Origin of the sequence: Brevundimonas sp. UBA5713 (assembly GCF_002419815.1) — a bacterium.
GTDB lineage: Bacteria > Pseudomonadota > Alphaproteobacteria > Caulobacterales > Caulobacteraceae > Brevundimonas.
This window is the reverse complement of sequence record NZ_DIGV01000019.1, coordinates 65,934-81,035: the sequence shown is the minus strand read 5'-3', so window position 1 is coordinate 81,035 and position 15,102 is coordinate 65,934. Positions and strand designations below refer to the sequence as shown.

The following is a 15,102-nucleotide window of genomic DNA, read 5'->3' as shown; positions in this document are numbered from 1 at the left end:
GGCTCGCGGCACGGGCCTCGGGGCCGGTGCGGGGCGTGCAGCAGGTGATGCAGGCGTCTGGTTCACAGGAGCAGATGCGCGCGGGGCAACTGCGGGCGTTTCCACAGGGGCAGGGTTTGTGACCGGGCGTACAACCTGCTGCGGCACACTCTGCGCTGCCGGTTGTGCGGGGGAACGGGCCGAGTTTAGGCGGCGGGTCAGTTCCTGCGCCGACATACGCTGGGTGTCCTGATCGGTCGGAGCTGGCGATTGGCTTGCCGATTGGGCCATCGCGGGTGCCGCTGACAGAGCAGCAGCCGCAGCAACAAGGGGGAGGACAAGGTGTTTCATGCCCGAACCCTGCCCCCGCGCAACGCCACTAGGCAAGCCCAAATGGTCGTGAACTCAGTGCACTTCCGGTAAGTCGATCCAGAAGGCAGCCCCCTCGCCCACGGCAGAGATCACGCCCATCTGGCCCTCCTGAAGCTCGGCCAGACGCTTGGACAGGGCCAGACCAATGCCATGCCCTTCGATGGTGCTGCGCTCCAGCCCCAGGCGATTGAACGGCTCGAACAATTGGGCCTGCTTCTCCTCGGTCAGACCGGGACCGTCGTCCTCGACCGACAGGCGGATGGTATGATCGCCCGCGCGCGATGCGCGGAAACGCACAGTCCCGCCAGAACGACCGTATTTGGCGGCATTGCTGCCGAGGTTCGCCAGTATCTGCGCCAGCCGCTGCGAGTCAGCGCGCACCATCAGGCCTCGCTCTTCCTCGATAACCGATATCTCCAGACCCTGCGCCTCGGGTAGAAGACGAAGTCCCGACGCCGCATCTTCCAGAACGCCATAGACATCGGTATTGCGCAGCTCGATACGCACGGCACCCGACTCGGCCTTCGCCACATCCAGCAGGTCATGCGACAGCGCTTCGATCTGGCGGGCCGTGCGCACCATCATCTGGGCCATGTCGATCTGGGCGTGGTCGACCTTGCCCAAATGACCGGAGGCCCACATCTCGGCAATGCCGATGATGCCCCCGATTGGGCTTTTGATCTCGTGCGCCACATTGGCAAGCAATCGCGACTTGGCCACCGAAGCCTGTTCGGCTTTGATCCGCCCCTGACGGGCCCGCTCGGCCATGGCGTCGCGTTCATGCAGGAGGCCCGCCACGATCAGTGCTGGCGCATAGCCGAGCAGGATCAACATCTGGACCATGCCCAGACGGTCATCCAGCTCCATATTGTAATAGGGCCCCATGCCCGCGACCGTGCCCTTGATAGCAATGGCCGTGAGCACCGTCAGCGCGACCGCCGTGCCGACCACGCCCAACCGCACAGCGAACATCAGCAAAATCGGCAGAATGAGAAAGCCCGTCGCCATCGATTGCGGCCCGAACACGAACAGCGCCGCCACAACCAGCGTCGTCATCAGCACGACGAACTCGGCGACCTTGCGCGGTGATTTCATGTGCGCCAGCGTCCGGCCCGTCACGGCCAGTCCTGCCGCAGCCATCAGTACCGAACCCAGTGAGTGGCCCAGCCACCACATCCGCATACCGGCCAGAGGGCCGTCCAATGCCCCATGCCTCAGCAGGAAGGCACACAGAACCGCCGACGGCAGGGTAGCCACAATGATGCACAGTAGCAGTCGAACCTGACCGGCCACCGTCCCGATCTCCAGACGAGGCTGGAAACGGCGGAGGATCATCACCGCCAGCACGATCTCGAGGAAGCTGAGCCCTGCAAACAGAATGGCGCGGTCAGGCGGATTGCCCACCAGTAACTCGCCCGTCATCAGGGCAAAGGCGGTCATGCCGCCAAAGGCCACATCATAAGCCAGCCCGCGTCCGCAGCGCAGCCAGACGGCTATAGCCAGACCACTGGCCAGCCAGACGGTCGAGATCACGGTCGGCCCCGCCGTCAGCACCTTGATCGCCAGTACAGCCAGCGCGCAAACGGCAAAGGCCGTCAGGACCGGCGCAAACGGATGGCGGAAAAACGAGGTTCCGGCTCGGGCATGACGATCGGACGCCGAACGGGATGCCGTCCGCACCGGTCCGCGCCTGCTATCGCTGCGCTCAGCCGCCTGCCCCATTGATCCCCACTCCGCACGCAAAAGTAGGTATCTACTAGGCTATAAGCTCCTAACAGCGCGTGAAAAACCGCCGTTCAAACCGCTGGCTCAAAAGGCCTTGGACAACACGTCATTGAAGGCGGCCACGGCAGCTGCAGGGCCGTCTTTGTGGCTCCAAACGCCGCCGGATACCGCAACGAAATCCGCACCTGCCGCAGCCAGAGCCGCTGCATTCTCCACGGTGATACCACCGATTGCGACGCACGGGGTCTCCATGGTCTCCTGCCAGATGGTCAAAACGTCCGGCTCGGGCTTGTATTCGGTCTGTTTCGTATCCGTCGGATAGAAGGCACCAAACGCCACATAGTCGGCACCGGCCTCTGCCGCTTCCATGGCCAGATGGCGGCTGTCGTGACACGTGGCACCGATCATGGCGCTGTCACCCAGCATACGGCGGGCATCGGCCACGGACGCATCTTCCTGTCCCACATGGACGCCATCGCAGCCCGTCGCACGCGCCAGATCCGGACGGTCGTTCAGCAAGACCGGAACGCCGTGCGCATGGCAGACAGGTTTCAGTCGCGCCACAGCCGCGCGGATCTGCTCATCGCTGGCTGGTTTCAGGCGGATTTGCACCGCCGCCACCTCACCGGCACCCAGCGCCTTGTCGAGCTGGTCGGCAAAGGCGTCCAGATCGTCAATCGACGGGGGCGTGATCAGATACAGCTGACAGACAGGACGGGGCGGGACTTGCGGTTCACGAGCCATAGGCGTGACGTGCCCTCACCCGCGCCGAAGGTCAACGGCCTAGTCCAATTGTCGCGTGCGTTTGCGAATGAGTTGCACAGACAGGAATCTGTGATATGGAGAACCATTCTCAGCAATGACTTGGGGCAAAACGCCTTGTACGTCTGTAACTGTAACGGCATCCGCGCTCGCGACGTCCACTTTGCTATCGAAGCCGGTGCCAAGCGTCCGAAGGACATTTTCGCTTCGCAGGGCTGTCAGGCCCAGTGCGCCAAATGCGTCTGCGAAATGCGCCAGATGATCCAGGAAGCCGAACAGTCGTTCGCCCTGGCTGCCGAATAAAGTCACCGCGTTAGATGCGAGTGAAAAACGCTCGCATTATCAATGTGGTGAAAGTAATTCTCAAATAAACAAATCCGATTTTTCGGTGCTATTCTATGCTTCGAACAAGCAGTGATGGCACCAAGGATGAACCCTGGTCTCCCGTTGACTGCCAACCGAGAGGCAAGACCATGAAGGGTGATCCCGCTATCATCCGCACCCTGAACAAGGTGCTGACCAACGAACTGACCGCCGTAAACCAGTATTTCCTGCATGCGCGCATGTTCGAAAGCTGGGGCCTGACCCATCTCGGCGACATCATTTACAAGGAATCGATCGGCGAGATGAAACACGCCGATCTGCTGATCAAGCGCGTGCTGTTCCTTGATGGTCTGCCGAACCTGCAAGACCTGCACAAGCTCAAGGTCGGCGAAGACCCCATCGAGTGCCTGCAGGCCGATCTGCAACTGGAACTGGACAGCCGCGAAGCCACCCGCGACGCCCTGACTGAATGTGAAGCCGCACGTGACTACGTCAGCCGCGAAATCCTTCAACAGATCCTGACCGATACCGAGCACCACATCGACTTCCTCGAAAACCAGATGCAACTGGTCTCGTTCATGGGTGCCCAAAACTACCTTCAGTCGGCCATGAAGGAGATTGTCGGCGAGGGTCACTGACCCTTTTTGACGATTTTCAATCAGATGTGTCAGGGCGGCGGGGAACATCCCAGCCGCCCTTTCATTTGGGCTGCATGGAAGACATTGAAGACCTGATCGACACCGCCCGCGACAAGGCCGACGAGCTGCTCAACATCGGCAACCGCGACATGTCCCACGTTGTCACCGGCGCGCTGCTGACCGCCGGGTTCGCACTGGCCGTCACGGTGCTGGCGCGAGAGATCGCGCCCGAGCAAACGCCGAAGGCCTTTGGTCGCAGGATGAAGAACGAGGTGAAGGCCGGCAACTGGCTGATGCCCGCTGTCTTCTCGGCCAATACTCTGGCTGCCATCCGTGTATGGAACTCCCCCGCTAAAAAGGGTCGTGTGTCGGCGATGGGTCTTTGGGCCATGGCGCAGACGGCCAATGCATGGTGGCTTGCGGCGCGCCCGCAAAATCGCTGGAGCCAGATTGGCGCGGCCATGGCCTCGGCGGGGCTGGCGGCCGCCTTTGCCTATGAGGCGCGCAGACTCAAAGGCGTCAGCGCTATGGTCAACCCCGTGACCACCGCCACAAACCTTGTGAAATAACATCGGGCGGGGTGCCTATTGGTGCCCTTCCCATTGCCCTTTTTGCCCCTTTCCTCTACGGCTCGCGTCGATTTGGAGCGCCCCTTAAGGTTGGTGCCCACCTGCCCATCAACGAGCCCGAACGGTTCCTCATGAAAATCAACGCCAATACCATCAAGCCGGGTATGGTCCTGCAGCACAACGGTGGTCTGTGGGTCGTCACCAAGGTCAACCACGTGAAGCCCGGCAAGGGCGGCGCTTTCGCCAACGTGGAAGCCAAGAACCTGGAAACCGGCAACAAGCTGGCCGAGCGCTTCCGTTCGGAAGACCGCGTCGAGCGCGCCACACTGGAACAGAAGGACTTCTCCTACCTGTTCGACAACGGCGACAGCCTGGTGTTCATGGATGACGCTACCTATGAGCAGATCGAACTGCAAAAGGACTGGGTCGGCGAAGACCGCATCGCCTATCTGGCCGAAGGCATGAAGGTCGTCATCGAAATGCACGAAGGCCGTCCGATCGGTCTGGAACTGCCGGACCATGTCGTTCTGGAAGTTGCTGAAACCGAGCCGACCGTTAAGGGTCAGACCGCTTCGTCGTCGTACAAGCCGGCGACCGCCTCGAACGGCGTGCGCATCATGATCCCGCCGTACATGTCGGCTGGTGAAAAGATCGTCGTGGACACCGCCACCGGTGAATACGTCCGCCGCGCGGACTAAAAAACGCCTGCTTCCACCTGCAAAGGTGGACTATTGTTTCAGGGGTGCGGATGGTCCGCACCCCTTTTGACTTCTCCGTCCATCCGGGGCCGCGGCCTTACGTACAGGATGCACGGATCAGGAGATCGACTTATGGCTCTCGCTTCCGCCCTTCTTCAGGTCATGATGGACGCCGTCCGCAAGACCGCCCGCCCGATGCTCCGCGACTTCGGTGAAGTTTCGCAGCTTCAGGTTTCCCGCAAAGGTCCGGCTGACTTCGTCACCGCAGCGGACGTCAAGGCCGAAGACACCCTCTACGAACTGCTGATGAAGGCCCGCCCGGGCTACAGCTTCCTGGGTGAAGAGCGCGGTCTGATCGAAGGTACCGACAAGACCCACATGTGGATTGTCGATCCGATCGACGGCACCACCAACTTCATGCACGCCATGCCGCACTTTGCGATCACGGTCGGCCTGCAACGCACCCACCCTGATGGCTCTTCGGAAATCGTCGCCGCCGTGACCTATAATCCGGTCATGAACGAGATGTTCTGGGCCGAAAAAGGCAAGGGCTGTTACCTGAACGACACCCGTATCCGTCTGGCAGGCCGCAAGAACCTCGACGAGGCTCTGGTCGCCACCGGCCTGCCCTTCGTCGGCAAGACCGGCCACGGCCAGGCCATCAAGGACATCCATGCCGTGGGTCAACGCGTGGCCGGTATCCGCCGTCTGGGCGCAGCCTCGCTGGACTTCGCCTGGGTGGCCGCTGGCCGCTACGACGCCTTCTTCGAGCGTAACCTCAAGCCGTGGGATGTCGCAGCCGGCATCCTGCTGGTCACCGAGGCCGGCGGCGTCGTCACCTCGATCGAACAGGACGGCGATCCCAAGAACGGCAAGACGATTGTCGCGGGCAACCCCGACATCCAGGCCAAGCTGCGCAACGTGCTGCAAGCCGCCTAAGCCTGTAGGGCTACCACAACAAATCAGGGGCGCTTCCTCATCTGGAAGCGCCCCTTTTTTTCTGACAAAGCCGTCATCGTCTGCCGCCCCTGCGTTCGGACTGCCTCAGGGCACGCCCCGTCGCCACAGGCGGAAAAGAGATGATCTTTCCGGCAGGTTTGCCACGTCGTGACGGCATATTTCTTTCATCTCCACGACACAGGGTCATTGCACAACCGGGCCAAAAGGCGTCCATGATCGCTATTATGCTCGGCCTCGTCCTGACCCTTGCCCCCGCGCCGCTCGGCCCGACCACGCCCCAGATCATCGCCCACCGTGGAGCCAGCGGCGAACGCCCTGAACACACGCGCGCGGCCTATGAACTGGCCATCGATCAGGGGGCCGATGTGATCGAGCCCGATCTGGTCATGACCTCTGACGGGCATCTGGTCTTGCGCCACGAAAACGAGATCGGCGAGACGACCAACGTGGCCGACAAGCCCGAGTTTGCCAGCCGCCGCGCCACCCGCACGATCGATGGTGTCGATGTAACGGGCTGGTTCACCGAAGACTTTACGCTGGCCGAACTGAAGACCCTGCGCGCCAAGGAACGCCTGCCCCAGATGCGCGGCACGGCCTTTGACGGGCGCGAGGCACTGCTGACCTTTGACGAAGTACTGGACATCGCAGAGGCGGCCAGCGCCCGCACCGGCCGCCGCATCGGTGTCGCACCCGAACTGAAGCACCCGACATATTTCATCCAGCGCGGTCTGCCCGTCGAAGACGCCTTTGTGGCGGTGCTGGAGCGCCGCGGCCTGACAGGACCGGATGCACCGGTGCTAGTGCAATGTTTCGAGGTCGGCACGCTGGAGCGCCTGTCGCAGCGTGTCGACACGCCGCTGCTGCAACTGATGCAGGCATCGGGCGGCCCGTTCGACAAGCCGGACACCACCTATGCCCAGATGGCCACGCCAGAGGGTCTGGCCCGTATCGCGACCTACGCCCGTTCCATCGGCGTGGACACCGGCATGATCCTGCCGCCCGACGAGGCCGGACGTAGCGCCCAGCCCACGGCTCTGGTCGAGGATGCCCATACAGCGGGTCTCAAGGTGGTGGTGTGGACCTTCCGCGCGGAAAATGCCTTCCTGCCGCTGGAGCATCGTTCCAATGGAAACCCGTCAGACCATGGCGATCTGACGGGCTATCTGAACCGCTTCTATGACCTGAAGGTCGATGCGGTGTTTAGCGATTTTCCGGCGCTGGCGACGGCGGCCCGACTGGGCCGCCAGCCCTGACTTCAGTCGTTCTGGAACTGAAGCTTGGCGAGGCGTGAGTACAGCCCACCCTTGGCCATCAGCTCGGCGTGGGTGCCCTCTTCCACCACCTCGCCTGCGTCCATCACCACAATGCGGTCGGCCCGCAGAACGGTGGCCAGACGGTGGGCGATGACCAGTGTGGTGCGCGCCTCCATGGCCTGATCCAGAGCCGCCTGAACCAGACGCTCGTTCTCGGCGTCCAGAGCGCTGGTAGCTTCGTCCAGCAGCAGGATCGGTGCCTCGCGCACCAGAGCACGCGCAATAGCCAGACGCTGGCGTTGACCGCCCGACAGGCTCTTGGCGCGCTCGCCCAGCGGTGTGTCAAACCCTTGCGGCAGACGCTCGATAAAGGTCAGGGCCTGCGCCTCGCGGGCGGCTTCCTTCGCCTGTTCCAAGGTGGCGTCCTCACGGCCAAAGCGAATGTTCTCCAACGAAGAGCCCGAGAACAGCGGGGCCTCTTGCGACACCCATGCATAGCGGCCACGCACTTCAACCGGATCGGCCTCGCGGACGTCCACGCCATCTACCGACACCACGCCCGACTGCGGATCATAGAAGCGCAGCAACAGACGGAAGACTGTCGACTTGCCTGCGCCCGAAGGCCCGACCAAAGCCACCGTCTCGCCCGGACGCACGGTCAGGCTAAAGCCTTTCAACGCCGTCAGGTCGGGACGGCCCGGATAGGCAAAGTCCACCGCCGACATCGACACCTCGCCACGCGGCGGCACCGGCAGTGCGCGCGGCTGGGCTGGAGCGGCAATCGCAGGCTCGGCGCGCATCAGCTCGTCGATCCGCTCCATGGCACCGGCGGCCTTTTGCACATCACCCCAGCTTTCGCCCAGCGCACCAACGGCCCCTGCGGCAAACACCGACAGGAGCACGAACTGTAGCAGCGCGCCCGGCGTCATGTTGCCCGCCACCACATCCTGCGCCCCCAGCCACAGCACCAGCGTCACGCCACCGAACATCACCACGATGATCATGGCCGTCATGACGGCGCGGGCCCGCATGCGCTTCAGCGAGGCGGCAAAAGCGGCCTCGACAGCACCTGCGAAACGGCCATGGGCGCTGGCTTCGCGGCCAAAGGCCTGCACCGTTTCCAGTGCGTCCACGCTCTCGCCGGCAAAGCCCACGGCACCGGCAAAGGTGTCCTGCGAGCGAATGGTCAGCTTGCGCACCTGACGGCCAAAAACAAACAGCGGCACAATCAGCACCGGCACGATCAGCAGTACCAGCGCCGTCAGCTTGGGACTAACGAAGAACAGCAGGATCGTCGCACCGATCAGGGTGAAGAAGTTGCGCAGCGCATAGGAGATAGAGGTGGTCAGCAGCGTATCGACCAGCTGGATGTCGGTCGTCATGCGCGACAGCACCTCGCCCGTGCGCATATGGGCAAAGAAGACCGGATCCAGGGACAGGATGCGGCCAAACAGCCCCTGACGCAGATCGGCGATCATGCGCTCGCCGGTCTTGGTGACGAAATAATAGCGCAGGGCCGTCATCAGTCCCAGCACCAGCGCATTCAGGCCCAACAGTCCGAACCAGAAGTTCAGATAGCCTCCGCCTTGGTCAAAGCCGGTGTCGATGGCCCCGCGCGCCGTCGCCGTCAGCGCCAGCGACGCCCCCGTCGAAGCCAGCAGGAAAACGAACGACAACCATGCATGCCCCTTATGCGCTGCCAGATAGGGCAACAGGCGCGACAGCGGCTTGATGTTGCGGCTGCGGCTGCGCTTACCGGCAGCCTCGCCGATCTGTTCCATCAACTGCGCCCCGGCCCCCGGACGACCCTGGGCAGCGAAATCGGCACTGTTATGCGGACTTTGGGATGTTTGGCTCATACGCTGCTCTTGCCCCGTAACGCCCCTCGGTGTAAACGCCGCACCTCGCTCCCGTCGCTGTTAGTGGCGGGATTCTCTATTTTACGCGCAGTGACGGTCGGAATCGTCGTCGCGCAGAGACGGAATTTTACGATGAAAGCCGACACCCACCCGAACTATCACTTCATCAACGTTGTGATGACCGATGGCACCACCTACCAGACCCGTTCGACCTACGGCAAAGAAGGTGACACCCTGAACCTCGACATCGACCCGACCTCGCACCCGGCTTGGACCGGCGGCAACGCCCAGCTGATGGACCGTGGTGGTCGCGTGTCGCGCTTCAACGGCAAGTTCGGCGGCTTCCTCAAGAAGTAAGCCCTACGCCTCGGCGACATTAGGAAGCACCGCCCCCCATAAGGGCGGTGCTTTTTGTTTACCCGGAACAGGGATAATCTGCGCGCGTTCAGTCCCTAGTCTTGCCGACAATGGGTCTGCAATTTTTAGCGTTTAGAACGGTCTGGATATGAATCGACGTGAATTGGGCTTGGGTGTCGCCACAACGACCCTGACCCTGGGTGCAGCTAACTCGGCCCTGTCGCAAATACAGGTCACCGTCCCCGCGCCTGCCTCCGACGCGATGACTGCCCAGATTGGCCGCCTGCCTCAGGATATTCAGGCCGATGTGCGGAAGGTCTATGAAAAGACCGGAGGCCGCCCGATCTGGACGCCCGAGCGCCTGCGCACCTTGCAAGAGGTGGCCCAGCGCGCCGACCATCACGCCCTACCGGTCAATGACTATTTCGATTTCGTCGGTCTGGCCGCCCAGCCCGAAAGCGCCGAGGTCCGTACCACGGCCGCCGCCCTCTCCTACGCCAAGGTGCTGGCCCATGGCCGCATTCGTCCGGAAACGGTCGAAGAGCTATGGGAGATGGACAAGAACAGTGTCGATGTCGCCGATGGTCTGGTCACGTCGCTGACCAACAACCGTCTGTCTGACTGGTTTGACGAACTGCCGCCGCAGGACATCGGCTATAAGAACCTGTCGGCGGGCTACATCCGTTATATGCGTCTGGCCCGTAACGGCGGCTGGCCCGCGTTCACCACCGGTCCGCAGATCGAGCCGGGCAGCTCCGACGCCCGCGTGCCTGCTCTGGTCGCCCGTCTGGTGGCCGAGGGTGACCTGACGCAATCGGCCGCTGCGGCTGTCAGCGGCAATGTCTACAGCAGCGCCATCCAGCAGGCTGTGCGCAGCTTTCAGGTCCGTCACGGTCTGGGCTCGGATGGCCGCATCGGTCCGGCAACCCAGCGCTCTCTGACCGCCTCTGCCGAAGACCGCGCCCGCCAGATCGCCCTGAACCTCGAGCGGCGCCGCTGGTTGAAGCGCGAGCTGCAGCCCGAGCGTATCGAGGTCAACACCGCCGCTGCCATCATGGTCTATTGGAAGGACGGCCAGCCCGTTCACTCCAACCGCGTGGTTGTCGGCTCGGTCGAAAACCAGACACCCAGCCTTGAGCGCCCGTTCGCCTCGGTGGTGGCCAATCCGCCGTGGACAGTGCCCATGGGCATCGCCCGTCGCGAAATCCTGCCCAAAGGTCCGGCCTATCTGGCGGCCAACGACATGTACATCAATGACAGCGGCTGGGTGGTGCAACGCGCCGGCCCGCGCTCGTCGCTGGGCTATGTGAAGTTCGAACTGCGCGACAGCTACGCCATCTTCCTGCATGACACCCCCAGCAAGGGGGCCTTCAACCTGTCGATGCGCCAGCGCAGCCACGGCTGCGTGCGCGTGCAGAACGCCGAAGATTTCGCCCGTCTGTTGCTGCAACCCGATCCGGCGCGTCTGGCCCGCTTTGACGAGGCGCGCGCCAGTGGCCAGACCACCCGCGTGCAGACCGGTCGCCCGATCGGCGTCCGCCTGCTGTACTGGACGGCCTTTGTGGACGGTCAGGGCCGCGTCGCCTTCCGCGAAGACTCCTATCGCCGCGACAAAAAGCTGGCCGAGGCCATGGGCATCCACGTCAACCTGCCGGAAGTCGTTTCCGAAGCGCCGGCAGACAAGGATGACCGCTGGATCTGATCCGGCGGCAGACCAAACAAAGAGGGCGACGGTTCATCCCGTCGCCCTTTTTTATATCCGCATATCGCCTTAGCCAAATGCGGCGCGCAACCGCTCCATCTGGCCCAGCACTCCGTTCTGGGACGGAGCTTCGGGCGGCAGAACGAACATCTTCTGATCGAGATAATAGACGCGGTCATACAGGCGCTCGGCCCGCACGATGTATTCTACCAGCGCAATCGGCATTTCCGACGGTAGCGGCTCGGGGGCCATGGCCCGCTCGGCCAGACGATAGCGCGGCTCGAACACCGCATCGGGTATCAGATTGCCTTCGTTGACGGCGCGCTGCACCAGAAGCCACGATGCGATCTGCATCAGGCGCGTGGTCAGTTTCATGCTCTCGCTGGCATAGGCCAGACCCACGGCCCGCGACAGCAGGCGTGATTCATTGCGCCCATCTCCGTCCAGATAGGCAGCTGTCTCTTCCACCAGCTCTATGCCTTCACGGAAAAAGCGGTGGAACAGCTCGGATCGGGTGAACTTCAGCACCTCGGCCGAACGGTCCACTTCGGCAAGTTGTTGAACGTTAAGAAGATTCACGCCTATGCCATCCCCTCAGGCTTTAACTATACTGTGCGTCACTTGCCCAAGCTTGGCAATAACAATGGTTGGTTTCACCCACAGTGCAATCTGCCTGCCAACGACGGTGCCCCATCATGAGGCACCGGAGCCCTTGAAACTGAAAAGCGCGTCGGCAGCATTGCGCTGGGACGACTTGGCCTCGATAGCCTGACGCGCGCGACGGATTTCCCCTTCCAGAGCCTCGATCCGCGCTTGCAGGTCCACGACGGCATAGCTGTCCAGATCTTCGCGAAGCAGCGCCTTTAGCGCATCACCGTCCACATGGCGCGGTTCCAGATCTTCGAAGGACATGGCCATCTCCTTTGACCGTTTCCGTATGAAACTGTTCCCAGATAGAAAGCGCTTCAAAAGCACAGTTGGCAAGTTGAGGAGTGTCACATGAAGGTCATAGAGATCGACGGCGGAAAAGGTCCCGCCAGCGCCCTGCGCATCGCAGAGCGCCCGACGCCCTCGCCGAAAGCTGGCGAAATTCTCATCCGTGTGCGCGCGGCGGGCGTAAACCGCCCCGACATCGTACAGCGCAACGGCCACTACCCGCCCCCCGCCGGGGCCTCCGATATTCTGGGACTGGAAGTGGCGGGCGAGGTCGAGGCTGTCGGCGAGGGCGTTACCCAATGGGCGGTTGGCGACAAGGTCTGCGCCCTGCTGGGCGGCGGCGGCTATGCCGAATATGCTGTGGTGGACGCCCTCCACGCCCTGCCCGTGCCGGAGGGCCTCAGCTTCGAGCAGGCGGCGGCCTTGCCGGAGACGGCCTTTACCGTCTTTACCAATGTGTTCGAGGGCGGCGCTCTGAAAGAGGGCGAGACCTTGCTGATCCATGGTGCCACCAGCGGCATCGGTGTCATGGCCATACAGATGGCCAAGGCTGCCGGTGCCCGCGTGATCGCCACCAGCCGCTCAAAAGCCAAGGCAGAGGCCGCCAAGGCACTGGGCGCGGACATCAGCCTGGATGCCTCGTCGCTGGACCTCGCCGAAGAGATCAGGGCGGCGGGCGGTGCCGATGTGGTGCTGGACATGGTCGGCGCCGACTATGCCGAGTTGAACCTGAAATCGCTGAAAGAGCGTGGCCGATGGGTGGTGATCGCCAGCCTGACCGGCACCAAGACCCAGATCGACCTGCAACGCATTATGCTGAAGAAGCTGGTGCTGACCGGATCGACCCTGCGCAGCCGCCCTGCCGACGAAAAAGCCCGTCTGGCCGAACAGGTCCGCAACCGCGTCTGGCCGTGGGTGGAAAGTGGACAGATCAAGGCCCGCATCCACGCTACCTATCCGCTGGACAAAGCCGCAGAAGCCCATGCCGATCTGGAATCCGGCGATCACGTGGGCAAGATCGTCCTGATCCCCTGATACAAAAAGGGCGGAAGACCTTTTGGCCTTCCGCCCTTTCAGTGTGCCATTAACGCGGGCCTAGCGACGGCCCACCGGACGCAGCGACGACACCTTGTCGTTGAAGTTCATACGCGTCAGGTCGCGGACGTCACCACGGACGGTCTCGCAGCGGCCACGGAAGTCGGCGTGCTCGCAGATTTCCCACGTGCCGCGCGACAGGCGGATCGAGCTGATGGCATCGTTCAGACCGTACTCACGCAGATTGCGGATCGACCCGTCAAAGGTGCGCGACGTGCCGCGGTACTGGGCGTCACGATACACAGTGATGGCAGCGCCACGACCATTGTCCCAACCGGGGCGGTTCGGACCGTGGTGGCCTTGCCCCGGACGGTTCGGGCCATTGTCCCAACCCGGCCGCCCGTTGTTCGGACGATCGTTATTCGGACGGTCGTTGTTGGTCAGATTTTCCATGCGGCCACGGTTATTGCCGCACATCAACAGGCCATTGCTGTTGTTGATATCGTGGCCATTACAGCGGTTCACCTCGATCGAAGACCCCCGCAGTTGGCCACGCGTGTCATAACAGCGGGCATAAAGGCGGCCCGAGCGAACTTCCGTATCAGGGCAGGTCTGGGCATAGCTGCCACGCGGACCACGTTGCTGGGCCTCAGCCGGGTTGGCATAGAATGCCGAAGCACCTGCCACGATGGCCACACCGGAAACGGCAAGGATAAGATTTTTCATCGGAGTGACCTCCCTCATAGATGCTGCGAAAAGTCAGCGTTGAAGGGGTAATGACCCAAACTATGTGAACGTTGCCTGTATGAAGAACGCAGTCTTCGTTTTCTTTTCCTCGAAATAGGCCTATAGTTTAGTCATCGCGCCCGGCCGAAAGGTCGGGCGCCGTCGTATCCAACGCCCGGAAACGGGCCCGCAAACGCCGGGATTTACGCCCATGACCGAGATTTTGATGCCTAAGGCCACTGCGGTCTGGCTGGTAGAAAACACCTCGCTGACGTTCGAGCAGATTGCCGATTTTTGCGGCCTGCACCCGCTGGAAGTGCGCGGCATCGCCGACGGCGACGTGGCCCGCGACATCCGTGGTGCCGATCCGATCGTCAACGGTCAGCTGACCCGCGAAGAGCTGGAAAAGGCCCAGAACGACAGCAACTATCGCATGAAGGCTGTCGTCAGCCGTCACGCCGAGCTGCTGAAGCCGGCCAAGAAGGCTCCGAAATACACGCCGGTGTCGCGCCGTCAGGACCGTCCGGATGCCATCATGTGGTTCGTCCGCAACCATCCGGAAGTGCCGGACGCCCAGATCGCCAAACTGCTGGGCACCACCAAGGCCACCATCGAGTCGGTGCGTAACCGCACCCACTGGAACAGCGCCAACATCAAACCTGTCGATCCGGTGACGCTGGGCCTCGTTGGTCAGCTGCAACTGGACGAAGTGATCCGCAAGGCCGCTGACAAAAAGGCCAAGGAAGACGCCAAGAACGGCGTGCTCCAGCCGATCGAACCGGCTGCCGAAGAGGCCCCGGCCCCTTCGTTTGAAGAAGAAGAAACCGATCGCTTTGCCGATGGCGAACCGACGGCGGAATCGGTGTTCGGCTCGCGCGACTGATCCGCGCAGCCCGCTGATGAAACAAGGCCCCGAAGCGATGCTTCGGGGCCTTTTTCCTTCGCCTTAGTGAGGAGGGGATTCGAGAGCGGAAATCTGCTCTTTGAGCTTGAGCTTTTGCTGCTTCAGAGCCCTGAGTTGGGTCGGGTCGGCTGTTGGCCTACGCATTTCTCGCTGGATATGGTCGTCCAGACTCCGATGCTTACTTCCCAACTCGCGAATACGCGCCTCAATGGTCATGGCTTGCGCCTCCATGTCTAAGGGATCACTACAGTGAGGACGAGGATGCCGCCGGTGTGGAATCACATTCCGGTGACTTCCTGCCCC

The 15,102-nt window shown here is 62.3% G+C and carries 17 protein-coding genes and 1 pseudogene; 10 read left to right on the top strand and 8 right to left on the bottom strand.

The window, feature by feature from the left end:
• The 3 genes and pseudogenes from B3B04_RS05340 to thiE all read right to left on the bottom strand — a co-directional run.
• Nucleotides 1-330, bottom strand: a pseudogene (locus B3B04_RS05340) (hypothetical protein); the annotation flags it as partial.
• Between the two features lie 54 nt (nt 331-384).
• The gene (locus tag B3B04_RS05335; RefSeq protein WP_292040682.1) at nt 385-2,031 is read right to left on the bottom strand and encodes an ATP-binding protein; all 1,647 of its coding nucleotides are present in this window, start codon (nt 2,029-2,031) and stop codon (nt 385-387) included.
• Between the two features lie 129 nt (nt 2,032-2,160).
• Complete coding sequence (gene thiE, locus B3B04_RS05330) at nt 2,161-2,820, bottom strand: thiamine phosphate synthase (RefSeq protein ID WP_292040681.1); 660 nt, start codon at nt 2,818-2,820, stop codon at nt 2,161-2,163.
• 135 nt (nt 2,821-2,955) lie between these two features.
• Here thiE and B3B04_RS05325 point away from each other — a divergent pair, with 135 nt between their 5' ends.
• The 6 genes from B3B04_RS05325 to B3B04_RS05300 all read left to right on the top strand — a co-directional run bounded on the left by B3B04_RS05325 (nt 2,956) and on the right by B3B04_RS05300 (nt 7,280).
• Nucleotides 2,956-3,141 carry a (2Fe-2S)-binding protein gene (locus B3B04_RS05325; RefSeq protein WP_292040694.1) on the top strand — a complete coding sequence of 62 codons (186 nt, stop codon included), beginning with the start codon at nt 2,956-2,958 and terminating at the stop codon, nt 3,139-3,141.
• 170 nt (nt 3,142-3,311) lie between these two features.
• Nucleotides 3,312-3,800: a bacterioferritin gene (bfr, locus tag B3B04_RS05320; protein WP_292040679.1), complete on the top strand. Its 489-nt coding sequence runs from the start codon at nt 3,312-3,314 to the stop codon at nt 3,798-3,800.
• A 74-nt stretch (nt 3,801-3,874) separates the two neighbouring features.
• Nucleotides 3,875-4,369 carry a TspO protein gene (locus tag B3B04_RS05315; RefSeq protein ID WP_292040676.1) on the top strand — a complete coding sequence of 165 codons (495 nt, stop codon included), beginning with the start codon at nt 3,875-3,877 and terminating at the stop codon, nt 4,367-4,369.
• A 131-nt stretch (nt 4,370-4,500) separates the two neighbouring features.
• The gene (gene efp / locus B3B04_RS05310) at nt 4,501-5,067 is read left to right on the top strand and encodes an elongation factor P (RefSeq protein ID WP_292040641.1); all 567 of its coding nucleotides are present in this window, start codon (nt 4,501-4,503) and stop codon (nt 5,065-5,067) included.
• A 132-nt stretch (nt 5,068-5,199) separates the two neighbouring features.
• Nucleotides 5,200-6,006 (top strand): inositol monophosphatase family protein, encoded by an 807-nt coding sequence (locus tag B3B04_RS05305; RefSeq protein ID WP_292040639.1) that lies wholly within the window; start codon nt 5,200-5,202, stop codon nt 6,004-6,006.
• A 233-nt stretch (nt 6,007-6,239) separates the two neighbouring features.
• Nucleotides 6,240-7,280 (top strand): glycerophosphodiester phosphodiesterase, encoded by a 1,041-nt coding sequence (locus B3B04_RS05300; protein ID WP_292040637.1) that lies wholly within the window; start codon nt 6,240-6,242, stop codon nt 7,278-7,280.
• 2 nt (nt 7,281-7,282) lie between these two features.
• On the opposite strand, the gene B3B04_RS05295 is transcribed toward B3B04_RS05300, so the two are convergent.
• The gene (locus B3B04_RS05295) at nt 7,283-9,139 is read right to left on the bottom strand and encodes an ABC transporter transmembrane domain-containing protein (RefSeq protein WP_292040634.1); all 1,857 of its coding nucleotides are present in this window, start codon (nt 9,137-9,139) and stop codon (nt 7,283-7,285) included.
• Nucleotides 9,140-9,271: 132 nt separating this feature from the next.
• On the opposite strand from B3B04_RS05295, the gene rpmE reads away from it, so the two are divergent.
• Nucleotides 9,272-9,496, top strand: coding sequence for a 50S ribosomal protein L31 (gene rpmE / locus B3B04_RS05290; RefSeq protein ID WP_292040632.1), 225 nt, complete (start codon nt 9,272-9,274; stop codon nt 9,494-9,496).
• Between the two features lie 148 nt (nt 9,497-9,644).
• Nucleotides 9,645-11,198 (top strand): L,D-transpeptidase family protein, encoded by a 1,554-nt coding sequence (locus B3B04_RS05285; RefSeq protein WP_292040631.1) that lies wholly within the window; start codon nt 9,645-9,647, stop codon nt 11,196-11,198.
• A 69-nt stretch (nt 11,199-11,267) separates the two neighbouring features.
• Here B3B04_RS05285 and B3B04_RS05280 read toward each other — a convergent pair whose 3' ends face one another.
• The gene (locus B3B04_RS05280; protein WP_292040619.1) at nt 11,268-11,777 is read right to left on the bottom strand and encodes a DUF1465 family protein; all 510 of its coding nucleotides are present in this window, start codon (nt 11,775-11,777) and stop codon (nt 11,268-11,270) included.
• 114 nt (nt 11,778-11,891) lie between these two features.
• Complete coding sequence (locus B3B04_RS05275) at nt 11,892-12,110, bottom strand: DUF1192 domain-containing protein (RefSeq protein ID WP_292040618.1); 219 nt, start codon at nt 12,108-12,110, stop codon at nt 11,892-11,894.
• Nucleotides 12,111-12,197: 87 nt separating this feature from the next.
• Here B3B04_RS05275 and B3B04_RS05270 point away from each other — a divergent pair, with 87 nt between their 5' ends.
• Nucleotides 12,198-13,169, top strand: coding sequence for an NAD(P)H-quinone oxidoreductase (locus B3B04_RS05270; protein WP_292040616.1), 972 nt, complete (start codon nt 12,198-12,200; stop codon nt 13,167-13,169).
• Nucleotides 13,170-13,229: 60 nt separating this feature from the next.
• On the opposite strand, the gene B3B04_RS05265 is transcribed toward B3B04_RS05270, so the two are convergent.
• The gene (locus B3B04_RS05265) at nt 13,230-13,895 is read right to left on the bottom strand and encodes a beta/gamma crystallin-related protein (protein ID WP_292040614.1); all 666 of its coding nucleotides are present in this window, start codon (nt 13,893-13,895) and stop codon (nt 13,230-13,232) included.
• A 211-nt stretch (nt 13,896-14,106) separates the two neighbouring features.
• Between B3B04_RS05265 and B3B04_RS05260 the strand changes: the two genes are divergently transcribed.
• Nucleotides 14,107-14,778, top strand: a complete 672-nt coding sequence (locus B3B04_RS05260) for a DUF1013 domain-containing protein (protein WP_292040613.1) — start codon at nt 14,107-14,109, stop codon at nt 14,776-14,778.
• Between the two features lie 63 nt (nt 14,779-14,841).
• Here B3B04_RS05260 and B3B04_RS05255 read toward each other — a convergent pair whose 3' ends face one another.
• On the bottom strand, nt 14,842-15,015 hold the full coding sequence (locus tag B3B04_RS05255) for a YdcH family protein (RefSeq protein WP_292040610.1): 174 nt from the start codon (nt 15,013-15,015) through the stop codon (nt 14,842-14,844).
• Nucleotides 15,016-15,102: the final 87 nt, after the last annotated feature.

Excerpts from the sequence above, each read along its gene's own strand:
- thiE (WP_292040681.1), bottom strand. The coding sequence starts at position 2,820 with ATGGCTCGTGAACCGCAAGTCCCGCCCCGTCCTGTCTGTCAGCTGTAT.
- bfr (WP_292040679.1), top strand. The coding sequence starts at position 3,312 with ATGAAGGGTGATCCCGCTATCATCCGCACCCTGAACAAGGTGCTGACC.
- B3B04_RS05315 (WP_292040676.1), top strand. The coding sequence starts at position 3,875 with ATGGAAGACATTGAAGACCTGATCGACACCGCCCGCGACAAGGCCGAC.
- efp (WP_292040641.1), top strand. The coding sequence starts at position 4,501 with ATGAAAATCAACGCCAATACCATCAAGCCGGGTATGGTCCTGCAGCAC.
- B3B04_RS05305 (WP_292040639.1), top strand. The coding sequence starts at position 5,200 with ATGGCTCTCGCTTCCGCCCTTCTTCAGGTCATGATGGACGCCGTCCGC.
- B3B04_RS05300 (WP_292040637.1), top strand. The coding sequence starts at position 6,240 with ATGATCGCTATTATGCTCGGCCTCGTCCTGACCCTTGCCCCCGCGCCG.
- B3B04_RS05295 (WP_292040634.1), bottom strand. The coding sequence starts at position 9,139 with ATGAGCCAAACATCCCAAAGTCCGCATAACAGTGCCGATTTCGCTGCC.
- rpmE (WP_292040632.1), top strand. The coding sequence starts at position 9,272 with ATGAAAGCCGACACCCACCCGAACTATCACTTCATCAACGTTGTGATG.
- B3B04_RS05285 (WP_292040631.1), top strand. The coding sequence starts at position 9,645 with ATGAATCGACGTGAATTGGGCTTGGGTGTCGCCACAACGACCCTGACC.
- B3B04_RS05275 (WP_292040618.1), bottom strand. The coding sequence starts at position 12,110 with ATGTCCTTCGAAGATCTGGAACCGCGCCATGTGGACGGTGATGCGCTA.
- B3B04_RS05270 (WP_292040616.1), top strand. The coding sequence starts at position 12,198 with ATGAAGGTCATAGAGATCGACGGCGGAAAAGGTCCCGCCAGCGCCCTG.
- B3B04_RS05265 (WP_292040614.1), bottom strand. The coding sequence starts at position 13,895 with ATGAAAAATCTTATCCTTGCCGTTTCCGGTGTGGCCATCGTGGCAGGT.
- B3B04_RS05260 (WP_292040613.1), top strand. The coding sequence starts at position 14,107 with ATGACCGAGATTTTGATGCCTAAGGCCACTGCGGTCTGGCTGGTAGAA.
- B3B04_RS05255 (WP_292040610.1), bottom strand. The coding sequence starts at position 15,015 with ATGACCATTGAGGCGCGTATTCGCGAGTTGGGAAGTAAGCATCGGAGT.